The organism is Paenibacillus sp. FSL R7-269 (assembly GCF_000517865.1).
Classification (GTDB): Bacteria; Bacillota; Bacilli; order Paenibacillales; family Paenibacillaceae; genus Paenibacillus_AQ.
Genome location: NZ_ASPS01000037.1, coordinates 35,891 through 52,237, shown reverse-complemented (window position 1 = coordinate 52,237; position 16,347 = coordinate 35,891). Strand labels below are relative to the sequence as shown.

The 16,347-nt window shown below is 54.2% G+C and carries 13 protein-coding genes and 1 tRNA gene; 5 read left to right on the top strand and 9 right to left on the bottom strand.

Annotated features, from left to right (window positions below; all coding sequences use genetic code 11):
- From C162_RS35470 to C162_RS18060, 3 genes are all read right to left on the bottom strand, one after another.
- The coding region (locus tag C162_RS35470; protein WP_268748808.1) for an amidase family protein at positions 1-915 on the bottom strand (915 nt) is incomplete at its 3' end.
- Between the two features lie 491 nt (positions 916-1,406).
- The gene (gene ggt / locus C162_RS18065) at positions 1,407-2,984 is read right to left on the bottom strand and encodes a gamma-glutamyltransferase (RefSeq protein WP_036696177.1); all 1,578 of its coding nucleotides are present in this window, start codon (positions 2,982-2,984) and stop codon (positions 1,407-1,409) included.
- Positions 2,985-3,202: 218 nt separating this feature from the next.
- On the bottom strand, positions 3,203-3,580 hold the full coding sequence (locus C162_RS18060; protein ID WP_036696174.1) for a PH domain-containing protein: 378 nt from the start codon (positions 3,578-3,580) through the stop codon (positions 3,203-3,205).
- Between the two features lie 457 nt (positions 3,581-4,037).
- Here C162_RS18060 and abc-f point away from each other — a divergent pair, with 457 nt between their 5' ends.
- On the top strand, positions 4,038-5,981 hold the full coding sequence (abc-f, locus tag C162_RS18055) for a ribosomal protection-like ABC-F family protein (protein ID WP_036696172.1): 1,944 nt from the start codon (positions 4,038-4,040) through the stop codon (positions 5,979-5,981).
- Between the two features lie 94 nt (positions 5,982-6,075).
- The gene (locus C162_RS18050) at positions 6,076-6,549 is read left to right on the top strand and encodes an ASCH domain-containing protein (protein WP_036696170.1); all 474 of its coding nucleotides are present in this window, start codon (positions 6,076-6,078) and stop codon (positions 6,547-6,549) included.
- Between the two features lie 103 nt (positions 6,550-6,652).
- Here C162_RS18050 and C162_RS36000 read toward each other — a convergent pair whose 3' ends face one another.
- From C162_RS36000 to C162_RS18040, 3 genes are all read right to left on the bottom strand, one after another.
- The gene (locus C162_RS36000; protein ID WP_156949647.1) at positions 6,653-6,808 is read right to left on the bottom strand and encodes a hypothetical protein; all 156 of its coding nucleotides are present in this window, start codon (positions 6,806-6,808) and stop codon (positions 6,653-6,655) included.
- 202 nt (positions 6,809-7,010) lie between these two features.
- Positions 7,011-7,628, bottom strand: a complete 618-nt coding sequence (locus C162_RS18045; RefSeq protein WP_036696167.1) for an NUDIX hydrolase — start codon at positions 7,626-7,628, stop codon at positions 7,011-7,013.
- Between the two features lie 50 nt (positions 7,629-7,678).
- Positions 7,679-8,641 (bottom strand): TRM11 family SAM-dependent methyltransferase, encoded by a 963-nt coding sequence (locus C162_RS18040; protein ID WP_235218463.1) that lies wholly within the window; start codon positions 8,639-8,641, stop codon positions 7,679-7,681.
- Positions 8,642-8,944: 303 nt separating this feature from the next.
- Between C162_RS18040 and C162_RS18035 the strand changes: the two genes are divergently transcribed.
- Positions 8,945-10,300 carry a dipeptidase gene (locus tag C162_RS18035; protein ID WP_036696163.1) on the top strand — a complete coding sequence of 452 codons (1,356 nt, stop codon included), beginning with the start codon at positions 8,945-8,947 and terminating at the stop codon, positions 10,298-10,300.
- 139 nt (positions 10,301-10,439) lie between these two features.
- On the opposite strand, the gene C162_RS18030 is transcribed toward C162_RS18035, so the two are convergent.
- The 3 genes from C162_RS18030 to C162_RS18020 all read right to left on the bottom strand — a co-directional run bounded on the left by C162_RS18030 (position 10,440) and on the right by C162_RS18020 (position 13,861).
- Positions 10,440-10,513, bottom strand: a tRNA-Gly gene (locus tag C162_RS18030).
- Between the two features lie 77 nt (positions 10,514-10,590).
- Positions 10,591-12,714 (bottom strand): putative bifunctional diguanylate cyclase/phosphodiesterase, encoded by a 2,124-nt coding sequence (locus C162_RS18025; RefSeq protein WP_036696161.1) that lies wholly within the window; start codon positions 12,712-12,714, stop codon positions 10,591-10,593.
- A 187-nt stretch (positions 12,715-12,901) separates the two neighbouring features.
- On the bottom strand, positions 12,902-13,861 hold the full coding sequence (locus tag C162_RS18020) for an aldolase catalytic domain-containing protein (protein ID WP_179090501.1): 960 nt from the start codon (positions 13,859-13,861) through the stop codon (positions 12,902-12,904).
- Between the two features lie 218 nt (positions 13,862-14,079).
- On the opposite strand from C162_RS18020, the gene C162_RS18015 reads away from it, so the two are divergent.
- Entirely contained in the window at positions 14,080-14,322 is a 243-nt protein-coding gene (locus tag C162_RS18015; protein WP_036696155.1) for a FeoA family protein, read from the top strand.
- Positions 14,319-16,331, top strand: a complete 2,013-nt coding sequence (gene feoB, locus C162_RS18010; RefSeq protein ID WP_036696153.1) for a ferrous iron transport protein B — start codon at positions 14,319-14,321, stop codon at positions 16,329-16,331. The genes C162_RS18015 and feoB overlap by 4 nt, the downstream gene beginning before the upstream one ends.
- Positions 16,332-16,347: the final 16 nt, after the last annotated feature.

Below are 16,347 nucleotides of genomic sequence, written 5' to 3'. Positions count from 1 at the left end.
CACCCCGGCTTCAGCAGCCTGTAACGAAGCGCCTGCCTGAAGCTTGTCCAGCCCCCGCCTCAGGTAGTCTGCACAGTCCAGCTCCACAAGCGCCCAGCCTTCAGGCGGGAAGAACATCCGGGATATTCGAAGGTCACCGGCAGACTTATCAACCATCTCACCGCCGCTCTGCTCCATACTATTCTGCATGCCCTGGGCAATGTCGCCTCTGCCCACAGACCCGAGTAGCTGGCCCCACTTCTTCCTATTCTCACCGCCTTGGGCATGACCGCTGCTATCCGCAAATCCGAGCAGATCGCCCGCTTTCTTCTTGTCATCCCCGCCCCGGGCATCGCCGCCGCTGTCCACAGGCCCGAGCAGAACGCGTCCTGTCTTCAGCAGCAGCTCCGTGCTTCCCGCGATCCAACCCACCGTGTCAAAAGCAGGGGCCAGCGGAATAACTCCCTCCAGAGATACCGCGCCGTGAGTCGGACGATAACCGAACACACCGCAATAAGCGGATGGAACCCGGACAGAGCCGCCTGTATCCGTCCCGAGGGCAAAATCCACACTCCCCGAGGCCACAGCTACCGCTGACCCGCTGGACGAGCCGCCGGGAATCCGGTTCTCCCCGTGCGGATTCACCGGTGTGCCGTAATGATAGTTCTCTCCGCCAAGGCTGTACATCAGCTCATCCGTATGGGCAGCCCCCCGCAGCGTAGCTCCGGCTTCCAGCATCCTGCGTACAGCAGTTGCATGGGAGTCCGCCGGTTCGTGGCTGCGCAGCCAGTCCGGGTTACCGGCGGAAGAGCGGTGCCCGGCCACTGCGAAGACATCTTTTACCGTGAAGGTCAGGCCGTGCAATGTCCCATGTCCGCTGCCGGGAATCTCCAGCTCCAGGACCCGGAATGCACCGTGCCGATTATCAAGAACCATGCCGTTCCACCCTCTCCCTCCCGTACAAAACCGGATTATTCTATCCTTATCTCCTTAATCACCCTGCCTTCTCCTCTTCTAGTAGAACAAGTAAGGGATGAAGCTACGTTTAAGCCGAGCATTAGGCGATAGTTGTATTCTGTACATCTAAATACAGTGAAAAGAAAGGTTTTCCTCTTCTAACTGCACTCTGTACAACTAAATCTGCCCGAATGGGTGAAAATCCAAGTACAGAGGTATTTTAATTGTACGAAATACATCTAAACGGAGATTCGGCGGCACATTCGAGGATTTAGTTGTACGGATTACAATTAAGCCTTCTTTAAGCATCCCCTTTACACCCTTACCGGGGCGCGGCAAACCTTCAGTAAGCGATTAGTTAAAGTAATTTTCACAAGCTGAAATCTGTTGCTCTATTAGTCTTCCTGTATTCCTGTCTTCCTAACTTCCTGTTCCCCTTATTTCCTTACTCCTGCCACGAATTCATTCCTCTACCACCCGATAGCCGCTCCATCAGAGCGGGGATCTGTCCCTCCGCTGCGGTAGCCGTTACCGTCAATGGAGATAGCATGGGCGTGCCCCATCACCCCGTCATAGCTCTCTGCCTCACGGACAAGATGCCCCGCCTCCGCCAACTCTGCCCGCACAGCTTCCGCTACCCGGTTCTCGATCCGCAGCTCCTGAGTCGGCTCCCCCCAGGTTCTGCCCCAGACGAAACGGGGTTCACTCACCGCAGTCTGCGGGTCCATCCCGTAGTGAAGCATGCGCGTGAGCAGCAGGGTCTGCGTCTGCGGCTGGCCTTCACCACCCTGTGTGCCATAGAGATAAGCCGGCTTCCCGTCCCGGCAGGCCATCGCCGGCATCAGCGTGTGGAAGGTGCGCTTGTGGGGCTCCAGCGTATTGACATGGGTAGGATCAAGCGAGAAGAAGGACCCGCGGTTCTGGAGCAGAATCCCCGTATTCCCAGCCACAACCCCCGAACCGAATTCGAAATACAGACTCTGGATGAACGAGACTGCATTTCCCTCTTCATCCACCACCGCTGCGTAAGCCGTATCCCTTCCAACCGGTTCGCTGCTGAGAGCAAGCGCCTTACGGGGAGAAATCGCCGCCGCGAGTTGTGCCGCATAGGGCTTACTCAGCAGACGGTCCAGCGGAATGCTGCTGAAGGACGGGTCGGTGAGCACCTGGTCGCGGTCACGGAAGCTCAGCTTCAGCGCCTCCACCATCAGATGATAATACTCATAGGAGCCGTGCCTGATCTCCGCAAAATTAGAATGCTCCAGGATATTTAGCGCCATGAGCGCCGTGAAGCCCTGCGAATTCGGCGGAACCTGATAGACGGTATGCCCATGGTACACCGTCTGGAGAGGCTCTTCCCAGCTACCCTGGTGATCCGCGAAATCATCGCGGGTCAGGTACCCGCCGGAAGCCTGCATATAATCACTGATCTCTTCTGCAATACTCCCTTTATAAAAAGCATCCCGGCCTCCCGCCGCAAGCGCCCGCAGCGTCCCGGCCAGCTGCCGCTGCACAAACCGCTCGCCCGCCGCCGGTATCCGGCCGCCGGGAAGATACACCGCCGCCGCTTCGGGCGACAGCGCGGCTCCGGCCAATACGCTGCCGCCATGCTGGTCCGGCGACAGCGGAAAGCCCCCGGCACTGTAGCCGATAGCCGGCTCCAGCACCTCGGCCAGGGTCAGCCGTCCATACTCCCGCTGGACAGCCTCCCAGCTATCCGCCATTCCGGGCACCGTAATGGCGCTGCGCACCCCCCGCCGGGGAATGGCTTCCTCCCCGGCATAGCAGTCCCGGCGGACGGCGTAGCCCGAGCGTCCGCTGCCGTTGTAAGCCCGCACGCGCCCTTCACTGGCGCTGTACCCCAGCCAAAAGGCGTCGCCGCCGAGCCCGGTCATATGCGGATAGACCACTGCCAGCGCCGCGCTGACTGCAACCGCCGCATCATAGGCGTTGCCGCCTTTGGCCAAAACTTGCGCGCCCGCCGCCGAGGCCAGATAATGCGGGCTGACCACCATCGTTTTCGTTCCGGTCACCGGTCCTCTCCTCATGTTCCGCCTCCCTTCCCTGCCGCTTAAGTTAGTGTCATTTAACAGCAGGCCCGGAGCCCCTGTCAACGGTTTCCGCAGGACCGTACATTTGCTGCCGCTTATTTTGTGAGCCATGCACAAATTTCAGGAAGGAGGCCTAGGCGTGGCATTCGTTCTATCCGTCTGTTATATGGAGCTGCCGCAGGCTATGGCCTTAGTACGCCCTCTACGCACACCCCTTATTTCAGGATATATTGCGACAGCACAGCCTGCACTTCATAGATATCGACCGATTTGTTGAAGGTTTTCTTCAGCGGCAGCCCCGCGCCCGAGATATATAGGCACAGCTCCGCATCCAGGTCGAAATGCCCCGCCGTCTCCACAGAGTAATGGGTGATGCTTTTGTAAGGAACAGAGTGGTATTCGGTTTTTTTGCCGGTCATCCCCTGCTTGTCTACAAGAATCAGCCGCTTGTCTGTAAAAATAAACATGTCCCGGACCAGCTTATAGGCGCGCTCAATCTTTTCATTCGGAGCCAGAATCCGTCCGTATTCCCGCTGCACCTCCCCCAGCTCCACCTGAGTTGCATTGCCGAGCAATCCGTTAAAAATCGCCATAGCTCTCCTCTTTTCCCGTAGCCGTTATAAGGGCAACGCCCCTTCACCACACTCCATACTACTTGCAGTGCCATGTATTTATGTCTCTGCGGGAACAATTCTCCCTTGCTTATTTCGGGATTTTTGGTTACACTAGCTTTAAATTTATCAAAAAGGAGGTGTAGGAGAATGGATCACAATCGGACCAACAGTGTTAGCAGCCGGCTGATTAATATTATGGCGGGCATCGTTCATGTAAAATCGGACAACGGGAGAAGTCTGTCCATTTACAAGAACTTAATAACACTACAACATTGTGAAATGCCTTTCTCGCCTACACTTCAACGGATGTCTTAACCCGAAGAATTCTCAGGCCGCAGGGAAATTTCCCTGCGGCCTTTTTATGTGCTTTTAACCGGATATTTCGGATAAATTGAAGTGGCAGAGCAAAGAGCATTCTAATAAAAGGAGCCTAACGATGATTATCTCATGTCAAAATATCCAAAAATACCACGGTGCCCAGCTCGTCCTGAGCGATGTCACTTTCGATATCCGCCAAGGCGAAAAAATCGGCCTGATCGGCCGCAACGGCTGCGGCAAAACCACCCTCTTCCACCTGCTGGGCGGGGAGGAACGCCCAGATCAAGGGCAGCTCTCCATCCGCCGGGGCAGCGTCATCGGTCTGCTTGCCCAGATTCAAGAGGTGAACGAGAGCGACACAGTCTACGCCGTACTTCAGCGCAGCTTCGCGGAGCAGCTTGGCTGGCAGCGCCGCCTGCGGGAGCTGGAGCAGGAGATGTCATCCTCCGGCGCGGGCGACAACGAGCAAGCCTGGAACCGGCTGCTTAAGGAATACGGCACCCTCCAGGAGAAGTTCGAGGCCGCAGGCGGCTATGAGCTGGAAGCCTCGATCCAGCGTGTAGCCTCAGGACTGGGGATTGGAACGGAGCAATATGACCGCAGCTTCTCTTCCCTCTCCGGCGGAGAGAAGACCAAGGTAGGGTTGGCCGAGCTGCTGCTGCGCCGTCCCGACATCCTGCTGCTCGATGAGCCGACCAACCATCTGGACATGGAGGCTATCGAGTGGCTGGAGCAGTTCCTCCAGAGCTATGACGGCACGGTGCTCGCTATCTCCCATGACCGTTACTTCCTGGATGCCGTGGTGAAGAAGGTCATCGAGCTTGAAGACGGGGAGGCTTTCACCTTCCATACGAACTACAGCGGTTATCAGGTGGAGAAGGAAGCCAGGCTCCTTCAGCAATTCGCTGACTACCAGGAGCAGCAGAAGAAGATCAAGCAGATGCAGGAGAGTATCAAAAGGCTGATTGAATGGGGCAACCGCTCCAATCCGCCGAACCCTTCCTTCCACCGCCGTGCGGCGTCCATGCAAAAGGCGCTGGACCGGATGGTCAAGGTCAAACGCCCGATCCTGGAGCGGAAGTCGATGGATCTGCAGCTCCAGCAGGATGACCGGACCGGCAACCAGGTGGTTATCCTGGACCGCATCAGCAAGTCTTACGGGGAGCGCAGGCTGTTCTCGGCCGCCAGCGATATTCTGAGATACGGCGAGACCACGGCACTGATCGGCGGCAACGGAGCAGGCAAAAGCACCCTGCTGAAGATCATCCTCGGCCAGGAGACACCGGATAGCGGGAGCTATACGCTTGCTTCCCGGGCTGTCGTCGGTTATCTGGCCCAGGAAGCTGTACCGGAGGAGGGCGGCCACTCCGTGTTGCGTTATTTCCGCGAGGAGGCCGGACTTGAAGAAGGCGAAGCCCGCGGCCAGCTGGCCCGCTTCCTTTTCTACGGCAGCGATGTCTTCAAGAGCATCACCAACCTCTCAGGAGGAGAATGGACCCGGCTGCGCTTCGCGATCCTGATGCACAAGAGGCCGAACCTGCTGATTCTGGATGAGCCGACCAACCATCTGGATATCGATTCCCGCGAGGCGCTGGAGGAGGCGCTGGAGGAGTTCCCCGGCACCGTGCTGGCGGTATCCCATGACCGTTATTTCATCAACCGCTGCTTCGGCAAGCTCTGGCATATTGACGGCGGACGCTTCTCCTCCTTCCCGGGCAACTACGAATACTATAAGGAAAAGCAGGCCGAAGCCGCCCAGCGGCAAGAGGCCACGCAGCCGGAATCTTCCGGGGGCAGCACCGGCAAGCCCCGCTCTGTAAGCGGGCGGGCAGAAGCATCCCCATCCGGCCCTGCCAGTCCGAACCGCAAGCCGCGTCCGGCGGCTTCGTGGGAGCAGGACATTGCCGCAGCGGAAGCACAGCTTGCTCTTATCGATGCCGAAATGCTGAACCCGCAGCTGTCGAGCAATGCAGAGAAGCTGGCCGGGCTGCAAGGAATGAGAGATGCTGCGCAGCAGAAGCTCGATGAGCTGTATAGCGGCTGGTTAAGCGAAGCGGACTGATCTGCACTGCTCTCCCGTCCTCGCCCAACTGGAATCGGCTTTGCTTCACAATCAATGAATATACACTTACAAATCTAAGGTAGAGGTGACCGTAATGACATTAACCCCGGAAATTGCAAAATATTGGGAGGGTTATCTGGTAAAGCACCCGGAAGCGGCAGACAAATTCGACAGCGCCTGGGCGTTCGGCGACAATCCCCGGCTGGCAGATGAGCTGCTGGATCTGGTTCTGAGCGGAATCAAGACCGGGACCGCGCAGAATTATGAGCTGATTAAGGCTCAGGGGCTGAGCATGCCTTTTACAGGCGGGTTATCCGTCCTGCTGGATAGCACAGGGCAGCCGCGCGCGATCATTGAGACGACGAAGGTGGAGGTTGTTCCGTTCGCTGAGGTAACCGCTGAATTCGCCTACTCCGAAGGGGAGGATGACCGCAGCCTTGAATCCTGGCGCTACGAGCATGAGGTGTTCTTCACCAGGGAGCTGGAGCGTGAGGGTAAGCCCTTCGACCCGGAGATGAGGGTGGTCTGCGAGAGCTTCCAGCTGGTGCATATCAACAACGAATCGTAAATCAATCCGTATAAAAAGGCTGCTTCTTCACTTCGAAGAGGCAGCCTTCATTGTATATGTGCAGTTAGTAGTAGCGGGACTTAACTATGGCTGCGGACGGGTCTTAGAATTTCCAGATGCCCATCATCCAGCCGATCAACGAGATCCATAAGGGAATACTGATCAGGACACCCCATACCAGGCCCGTGGCGATATTGCCCTCTGTAGGCCGGGTCATCCCCTCCTGCGCAAGCGGGAGTCTTAGCTCTTCTTGTTCCATGCGATCCCCTCCTAAAATTCTTATCGTCAAAGCAGAGGAAAAAATGTAGACCGCCAGGCCCAAAAAGAGATGTTTTCGATAATTTTTTTAGATATAAAGGCTCAGCGGATCATCATTGTAAAGGCTTACATAAATTATATTAACCAAAAAATGTATTCATAAAACTTATATACACTCTTGGTTATCTATAATATGCAGTGCTTTAGTCCAATATTACTTCTTTTTCGGGATGATGTAAATATTGGAATAGGGTGTGCAGCTGCTCGGCCGTGTTGCGTTCTTCAGACAATTCGGGCAAGGCATCCTCGGCAAAAAATCCCGCACCGCTCGTCTCCACGCCACCTGCCGCTTCCCCGCCGGTAATTCTGCACAGGATGAACATTTTATAGGTATGGTACGGCTCCGGCGGATGATGATGGAACTTCTTATCCAGCACGGCAAGCAGACGGACCGCTTCCGCCTGGTAGCCGGATTCCTCGGCAATTTCCTTGACAGCTACCTCGCTTGGTGACAGGCCGATATCTGCCCAACCTCCGGGCAATGCCCATTTTCCGTCGAGCTTCTCGTGTACGAGCAGAATTTTATCATCCTGAAAAATAACTCCCCGGATATCCACCTTAGGTGTGCTATACCCGTCTTCGCCCGCGAAGGAGAGCCGGATACGCTCCTTGCTCTCATACGTATAATTCGCCAAAATATCCACGCTCAGCTCGCGCAGTGCCTGATAACGTTCAATATCATATACATCCTTGGCATACGCCAGCCCTGTCTGGGCAATCCCTTGAATTTCTTTGGCCCAGGTTAACCATTTTGGTTCCATAAGCACACCGCCTTCACTCGGATTTAGTTACGCTCTTCCTTCAAGGTGCTCTACTCGCACAGCATCAGATGACGGGAGAACGCACCTTTTCGTGCCACACAACGGTCTACAATCGTAAAACCGGCCGCAGCAATCATCTCATCCACCGCCTCAATCGCCACAATGACCACTCTGTCCGCAATCCGCCGCGTATGGCTCAGAATCGCAAACTGCTCTTCGGGGGTAATCCGTGAATACAGATTATAAGGCATATCCACGATGGCCGCATCATAATGCTCCTGGGTGTCTGCAATATCTCCGAGCGTAACAACACTCTCGAAGCCGAAATGGGCGATGTTCGTCCGCGCACCTGCCGCTATGAGCGGATTAATATCACGGCCGACGACATCGATTCCCATCGACAGAGCTTCCACCATTACTGTGCCAATTCCGCAGCAGGGATCGATCAGCTTCACACCGGGTATTCGCGGAACTGCCATATTGACCGCTGCCCGGGCTACCCGTGTGCTGAGCGCTATGGAGTAGCTGCGGGGCTTGTGCATCTGCCTGAACCAGGTTGCATTGTTCTTATGATAAGGGCCGAAGTACCAGCGTCCGCCGAGCGTTACAATCCCGTACACGAGCTCCGGATGGTTCACATCCGCCTCTCCCTCAATCCGCAGGCCGATTTCCCGCTCAATCACTCTGCGCTCACCGTATTCAATTTTATCCTCAGGAGCCAGATCATTAGTCTTCACAAAAATAACCTTGAAGCTCCGCCCCACCAGTTCTACCTGCTCTGTCTGTTTGTAGATCTCCGGGAGCGTGTCCCCTTCGTACATCACATCTATCCGTTCTTTGATAAAAGGACTGCGGCTGACATCCACCTCTACCCCGCTTGCGAATATAGCCGGAGGGATCTTCCGGCCGAACAGGCAGCGCAGCTCCATTCCGCATAATGAGGTCTCATCCGGTGAATGGGCATACGTATAAATATATATCGGTTCAACACTTGCAGGTATGTTCGTTGACACTACAATTTCGCTCCTGTCGCTTCCGCCGTGCCCGGCGGTTCCTTTGCTTAAACTAAGTAAGTCTATCACGGTTACTGCCAGTAATCAACAGCCTGCAAGGAACTGTCTCCTAAGCTACGCAGTTCCAGTCACCCTCTGCTCTAGCGATGGACAATCCTTTTTTGATCCCTCGGGATATCTCCAGTATAATGAATGCATTACACTGCCGACCTGAGCCGCAGAGACCCTCCGTTATGCATGTTGCCGCATAATACGGGTAGCTGTGGTATTAAGCAGCGAATTCCAAGGAGGTACATACCTACAATGTCATACGAAACTTACTTTCAGGCTGAGCGTGAAGCCCAGCTTGGCGAACTCAAGCAATGGCTGGCGATCCCCAGCATTTCAGCCCTGTCCAGCCACAAAGAAGATATTAATACCGCAGCCGGCTGGCTGGTAGAGACCCTGAAGCGTGCGGGTCTTGAGAATATCGAGCTGCACCCTACCGCCGGTCATCCGGTGATCTATGCAGATTACCTTCATGCCCCCGGCAAGCCGACCATTCTGGTCTACGGCCATTATGATGTACAGCCGGTTGATCCGCTGAACCTGTGGACTACGCCTCCGTTTGAACCGGAGATCCGTGACGGCAAGCTCTATGCCCGCGGCGCTACAGACGACAAAGGCCAGGTATTCATGCATATCAAAGCCATCGAGGCTATTCTCAAGCAAGAGGGCACTCTGCCGGTCAACATTAAGCTCTGCATCGAAGGGGAAGAAGAGATTGGCAGCGTCAACCTGCCGCCATTCCTGGAAGCTAACCAGGACAAGCTTGCGGCAGATGCTGTTCTTGTCTCGGATACCTCCCTGCTGGAGCGCGGACGCCCTGCCATCTGCACCGGGCTCCGTGGTCTCTGCTCGATGGAGGTTACAGTGAACACTGCCTTGACTGACCTGCACTCCGGCTCCTACGGCGGCGGCGTTCCCAATGCGCTGCATGCGCTGGTCTCGCTGCTCAGCACCCTTCATGATGACAAGGGCCGCGTATCTGTAGAAGGCTTCTACGAAGGCGTGCCTGCCCTGTCCCCGCTGCTGCGCGAAGAATTCGCCAAGCAAGGCGTAGATGAAGACAAGATCCGGGCCGCCCTCGGCCTGGAGCAATTGTACGGCGAAGAAGGCTACACCTTCGTGGAACGGGTCGGCGCGCGTCCAACACTGGAGCTGAACGGTGTATACGGCGGCTTCCAAGGCGAAGGCAGCAAGACGGTAATCCCGAAGGAAGCCCATGCCAAAATTACCTGCCGCCTGGTCGGCGACCAGGACCCGCAGCACATCCTGGATGCCGTTGAAGCCCATCTGAAGGCTAATATTCAAAAGGGTGCCAAAGTTCAGGTGAAGCAGATGGAGAAGGCACGCGCCTTCAACATCGATCCGTCGCACCCGATCCTCCAGACCGCTGCTGATGCTTACGGCAAGGTCTACGGCACCCGCGCCCTCTTCACCAAAGATGGCGGCTCCATCCCGATCATGGAGAGCTTCGCCCGCATCCTGAAGGCACCGGTCGTCCTGATGGGCTTCGGACTCGATGACGAGAACCTGCATGCACCGGACGAGCACTTCAACCTGGAGAACTTCGACAAAGGCCTGCTGACCCTTGTAGAGTTCCTGAAGACCGTCTAACGTCCAAGACAGTCTTACCTGTCATTTCATAAAGCCAGGCCCCCGGAGGATCAGGGGGCCTGGCTTCTTTTTGTTTATTTTTGCACGTGCGATACACAACAAAAAAACCCTTGCGGACAAGGATTTCGGAAGTTAATTATGGAGCGGGTGATGGGAATCGAACCCACGCTATCAGCTTGGAAGGCTGAAGTTCTACCATTGAACTACACCCGCAACTCAAATTGAGTACAAGAAACATTGTAGCATCACTACGAATAAATTGCAACCCTATTAAATTCACATACCGGAGATTACGACGGCATTTCCAGCAGAGGCCTGAGGAAGGACTGCTCGAATTCAGCCGCCTTCACCGGCTTGCTGAACAGATACCCCTGGGCCTCATGGCAATGCTGCTGGCGCAGAAAGTGCAGCTGCTCCTTGTTCTCCACGCCTTCGGCGGTAACCTTGAGCTTCAAATGGTGGGCCATCGAGGTAATCGTAGAGACAATCGCGGCATTGTTGCTGTCCTCCATGACATCCGATACGAAGGAACGGTCGATCTTCAAGCGGTCAATCGGCATATTCTTCAGATAATGCAGCGAGCTGTAGCCTGTGCCGAAATCATCGATGCTGATGCATACGCCAAGTCTTTTGAGACGGTTCAATTGGTCGAAGGCGGTCTCCTTGTCCAGGGTCATGCTCTCGGTAATTTCCAAATCCACGTAGCAGGGATCTAGACCGATATCCTTCAGGATAGCATCAATTTTGCCCGCCAGATTGGGCTGCAAGAACTGGCGCATCGAGAGGTTAATGGACACGCAAATCGGATGATAGCCAGCATCCTGCCACATTTTATTCTGCATACAGGCCGTCTTAAGCACCCATTCCCCAATGGGAACAATTAGCCCGCTCTCTTCAGCGATAGGAATGAAATCTACTGGAGAGACCAAGCCGCGTTTGGGATGGTTCCAGCGCAGCAGCGCCTCCATACCGACAATCTCTTCTGTCTCAAGCAGTACCTGGGGCTGATAGACCAGATAGAACTCCCCCCGCTCCAGCGCCCGGCGCAGATCGTTCTCCAGCTTGAGGCGTTCCTTCGCCTTCATCTGCATAGCCGGAATATAGCGGCGGATCTCCACCCCCTGCTCCTTGGCATTGTGCACCGCTGTGTCCGCATTTTGTATCAACTGCTCAGCCGTATCTCCGTCCCCGGGATAGATGCTTACCCCCAGACTAAGCGAGATATGGTATTCACCCGACTCCAGGCCTACCGGTGTCTCGAACAGGCGCAGCAGCTCACCCGCGCGGACCAGACAGTTCTCCAGCCCCGTCCGCTCCGTCATCAGAAAAGCAAACTCGTCCGCCCCCATACTAAAGAGCTCTTCATTGACTCTAACCTCGTCCCCGATCCGCCGGGCGACCAGCTGCAGCAGCAGATCTCCTGCATAATGACCAAGGGAGTCATTGATATTCTTGAAATGGTTGATGTTCATAATGACCAGCCCGGAGAAGCCGCGGCTTTTGTCCTGCTCACTCTGGAGCACCACCTCTTCCATGCGCTGCATCAGGCGGCGTCTGTTCGGAAGACCTGTCAGCTCATCGTGGTACGCCAGATAATTAATCCGCGCTTCCGCCTGCTGGTTCTCCTGGAACGGCTCCTCAATCGTCAATCTGTAGACTCCCGTCAGCAGAAGATAATACGCCGCTGCGCTGCTGAGCATCCCGAAGAGATAATCCAATTCTCCGACACTGAACAGATTCATGAAGAAGACCTGAGCCAGTGAGAAGAATACAAGGGAACGGATAATAATCAGCAGAGAAGCCGACTTCTCGCTTTTGCCAGGATAGATGATAATCGCAGCGCCAAGCAAATAGACGAACAGTATCGCCATATTCATCAGATCTCTTGCCGTTTCTGCCCATGGTTCGTCCGCCAGCCCGGGGACAATCAGGTTGCCGAGACCAAGTACCGCCAAAGACAGCAGAATCACCACAAATGCATTCCTGAATACCTTCCCCTTGCTGCCGGTTCCAACCAGCTGGTCTTCTCTGCTAAAAATAAGCATAATTCCCAGTGCACTGGCCAAGCGGGAGAACGTCAGGAGCCATAAGGACTGCCCCTGGCTGATATAAGGGGTGATTCCGGGAATACCTACAAACCCGAGTACATGCAGGAAGTCAAAAATACTCACCCCCAGGAACAATGCAGAGGTGTACAGCCTGGCCTTGGATAAACTATTGGCGAACAGCAGCCAGCCCTGGGCGAAAATCGCAAAACCGAATGCGATAGTACAGCAGCCCAAAATAAGGTAAAACGCCATCAGCAAATCCTTGTCCTCTATTTGTCCCAGCGGTGTACGAAAAATCTGGATCAGAAGGAATAGCGCAGCCCCCAGAATAGCCGCATGAATCGTCTTTCTCTCTTCTTGTCTCATAAGTCCCTCGCGTCTAAAAATAATATCTATAAAGTCAGATGGATGTGTATGATGTCCTATGTATAAATATCGGCCAGACGGCTCTGTAAAGTTACATTGATCATCTAGAATATTGCAAGGAAGCAGTTCCGGCAGAAAAAAAGCACCTGCCTACAAATAGAGGCCAGTGCTTTCTCCTTCCAGACGGTTATTTGTCCCCGAAATTGACTTCAGGTGTTGTTAGTGTGTCATAGAAGTCAACCGCCTTATCTTTATCGGCCGAAGATCGCAGCGCCATTGCCGAGCGGGGATGCTCATCCAGCGTTCCTGTAATCATATACGGAATGATGTAGCCCCACTCTTCCTTCTCCCGCAGAGGGATCATCAGGTTCTCAACGATATCCAGCACAGGACGGAGCGTATAATTCGTGTTCTTCAGATGGGTAACCAGCAGCTCTGTAGGACAGTTGCCTGCAGCGCGGCCCATTCCATAGCAGGAAGCATCCAGAAGCTCTACCCCCTTCTCGGCTGCAATCAGCGTATTGGAGAAGGCCAGCTGAAGATTGTTGTGGGTATGCACACCGAGCCGCTTCTCCGGCAGATGTGTCTTGAACTTCTCTACCAGGTAATGAAAGTCATTATGATCCAGGCTGCCGTAAGAATCCACGATATAGACTACATCAACTACACTCTCACGAATCTGCTCGAAGGCTTCCAGCAGCTCATTCTCCATCACGTTGGACAGGGCCATAATATTAATGGTCGTCTCATAGCCCAGGTCATGGAACGTCTGCACCAGTTGAAGGGCCTTGTCCACATCCTTGCTGTAACAAGCCACACGGATCAGATCGAGCATGCTCTCACTGCGGGGCAGAATATCATTCTCGTCCACACGCCCGATATCGACCAGAGCCGACAGCTTCGTATGCCCCTTTTGCGGAATTACCTTGCGCAGGAAGTCATCATTCAAAAAGCGCCAAGGACCTGCACCCTCTGCCCCTTTGAGCAGCTTCGGCGAGTTTTTATATCCGATTTCCATATAATCAACACCGGCTTCATTCAGTCCGGCATATAATTTCTGAACAAATTCAATACTGAAATCCCAGTTATTCACCAATCCCCCATCACGGATGGTGCAATCGACAATTTTACTATGATTAGTCTTCACAATCTGTTCTCCCTTCGGGGTATCTATTAAGTACTATGCTTATATTATCGTTCAATCATACTTTAATGAAGAAGATATTGTAAAGAAAATTTCAGCAATCTTCATATCGATTTTCGCAAACAGAAACAATGACATTAATCACAGAAAAAATGGGAGTAAAATGCTACATTACAAGAAATCATTGAGATTGATTATCAGTCTCTTTCGGAGGGATAACAATGGCTCTAACATCCTGCTCCTTGCTGCGTCTGCAACCAGGCACTACCGGCTCCATTCAAAGAATTGAAGGCATGAATCCTATCTTGCGCCGCCGTCTGGCCGATCTGGGAGTATCTGAGGGTGTAATGATCCGTCTCAAGGGCAAAGGGCCTTTCATGGGTCCGATTACGCTTGAATGCAACGGTCAGTTATTTGCTATCCGGCGTAAGGAAGCATCTATGATAGAGGTGAAGGTGTCATGAGCTCTATCGCACTTGTGGGGAACCCCAACACAGGGAAAACCTCGCTGTTTAATACCCTGACTTCTTCCTACGAATACGTAGGCAACTGGGCAGGCGTTACGGTTGAGAAAAAAATCGGCAGTCTGAAGAATGGAGCCGGCAAGCTGATCGATTTGCCCGGAATCTACTCTCTTCACCCCCTCTCCCGCGATGAGGGCGTAGCCGCACAATATCTGATCGAAGAAACCCCTGAAGCACTTATCAATATTGTCGATGCCTCGCAATTGGAACGAAACCTGCTGCTTACCCTGCAACTGCTGGAGTATGGCAAGCCGACGATCCTCGGACTGAATATGACCGATGTCGCCAAGGCACGCGGCATTCAGGTGGATCCCGACATCCTTAAGGAACGGCTTGGTGTTCCCGTGCTGCCGCTGATTGCACGGACAGGCAAGGGAACCAGTCAGGTGCTTAGCGTGCTGGAGCAGCCCTCCCATATCCCGCCTGTTACCTTCCAGTTGAATTATGGCGACATCGCTGAGGAAGCCATAACCTCCATTGTTGCGCAATTGCAGAAGACCTCTGGTCTACCTAATCTCCGCTGGGTTGCTCTGCAGCTGATGGAGCAGAACCCGGTAATCCTTGAGCTGCTCAAGAAGCGGATGGATATTTCCGGATTACTGTTGATCGCAGAAGCCTGTCAGACCCGGCTGCAGCAGGATAAGCTCGCCCTGACGCTTCCACAGTGGATTCGTTCTGTCCGCATGGACTACATCCGGATGGTATGCGCTGACGCTATAGACTCTACCCTGCAAAAACCGCATAATCTGACCGAACGTCTGGATTCCATCCTTACCCACCGTTTTCTGGGACTTCCCCTGTTCATCGTCTTTATGTATGCCATGTTCAAAACTACCTTTGACTGGATTGGCGGGCCGTTGTCCGATCTCTTGGATGGCTTTATCGGCGGTCAGTTCAGCGATTGGACAAATTCGCTGCTGGGGGCCATCGGGGCTTCTGAATTCACGCACGCGCTAATCGTTGATGGCCTCATCGGCGGTGTAGGCGGCGTGCTCGTATTTGTTCCACAGATCTTCATCCTGTTCCTGATGATCTCCTTCCTGGAGGATTCCGGGTATATGGCCCGTGTCTGCCTGCTGATGGACAGCACGATGGAACGGATGGGACTGAACGGCAAGGCCTTCATTCCGTTCATTATCGGCTTCGGCTGCAACGTACCGGCGATTATGGCAGCCCGGAGCATTGAACAGCCCAAGGACCGGCTGCTGACAACACTGCTAATGCCGCTGATGTCCTGTTCTGCCCGGCTTCCGGTATATCTGCTGTTCGCAGCGGTCTTCTTCCCTGCCCAGCAAGCCACAGCTGTACTCTCTATGTATGTATTGGGTGTTGTATTTGCACTGATTCTGTGTAAGTTCTTCTCCAAGTACCTGTTCAAAAATGAGACGTCTATCTTCATTATTGAACTGCCTCCTTACCGGATGCCGCAGTTCAAGACACTGAGCCGCAGCACCTGGGAAAAGGGCAAAGGCTTCCTGCGCAAAGCAGGGACCATCATCCTGGCCGGCTCGGTTCTGATCTGGCTGATGTCCTATGCCGGTCCTGGCGGTCTCAATGTGGACATGGATCACTCCTTCCTGGCCAAATTCGGCGGCTTCATCGCCCCGCTGCTGCATCCGCTCGGCTTCGGAACATGGCAGGCCGGCTCTACCCTGGTGCCCGGCTTCCTCGCGAAAGAGGTTGTGGTCTCCACCATGAACATCATCTACCATGCCCCGGATGCAGCAGGACTGGAAGGGCAAATTGCTTCAGTCTTTACACCGCTTAGCTCGATCAGCTTCATGGCCTTTATCCTGCTCTACATTCCTTGCCTGGCCACTGTCGGCGTTATCAAGAAGGAGACTGCATCCTGGAAATGGACATTCTTCTCCATGGGTTACTCTCTGGTATTAGCTTATGCGGTGTCACTGGTGATCTATCAAGGAGGACGTTTGCTTGGATGGTCGTAGCCCCGTAGCAAGTCCA

Coding starts and splice junctions, on each gene's coding strand:
- ggt (WP_036696177.1), bottom strand. CDS start 2,984: ATGAGGAGAGGACCGGTGACCGGAACGAAAACGATGGTGGTCAGCCCG.
- C162_RS18060 (WP_036696174.1), bottom strand. CDS start 3,580: ATGGCGATTTTTAACGGATTGCTCGGCAATGCAACTCAGGTGGAGCTG.
- abc-f (WP_036696172.1), top strand. CDS start 4,038: ATGATTATCTCATGTCAAAATATCCAAAAATACCACGGTGCCCAGCTC.
- C162_RS18050 (WP_036696170.1), top strand. CDS start 6,076: ATGACATTAACCCCGGAAATTGCAAAATATTGGGAGGGTTATCTGGTA.
- C162_RS36000 (WP_156949647.1), bottom strand. CDS start 6,808: ATGGAACAAGAAGAGCTAAGACTCCCGCTTGCGCAGGAGGGGATGACC.
- C162_RS18045 (WP_036696167.1), bottom strand. CDS start 7,628: ATGGAACCAAAATGGTTAACCTGGGCCAAAGAAATTCAAGGGATTGCC.
- C162_RS18035 (WP_036696163.1), top strand. CDS start 8,945: ATGTCATACGAAACTTACTTTCAGGCTGAGCGTGAAGCCCAGCTTGGC.
- C162_RS18025 (WP_036696161.1), bottom strand. CDS start 12,714: ATGAGACAAGAAGAGAGAAAGACGATTCATGCGGCTATTCTGGGGGCT.
- C162_RS18015 (WP_036696155.1), top strand. CDS start 14,080: ATGGCTCTAACATCCTGCTCCTTGCTGCGTCTGCAACCAGGCACTACC.
- feoB (WP_036696153.1), top strand. CDS start 14,319: ATGAGCTCTATCGCACTTGTGGGGAACCCCAACACAGGGAAAACCTCG.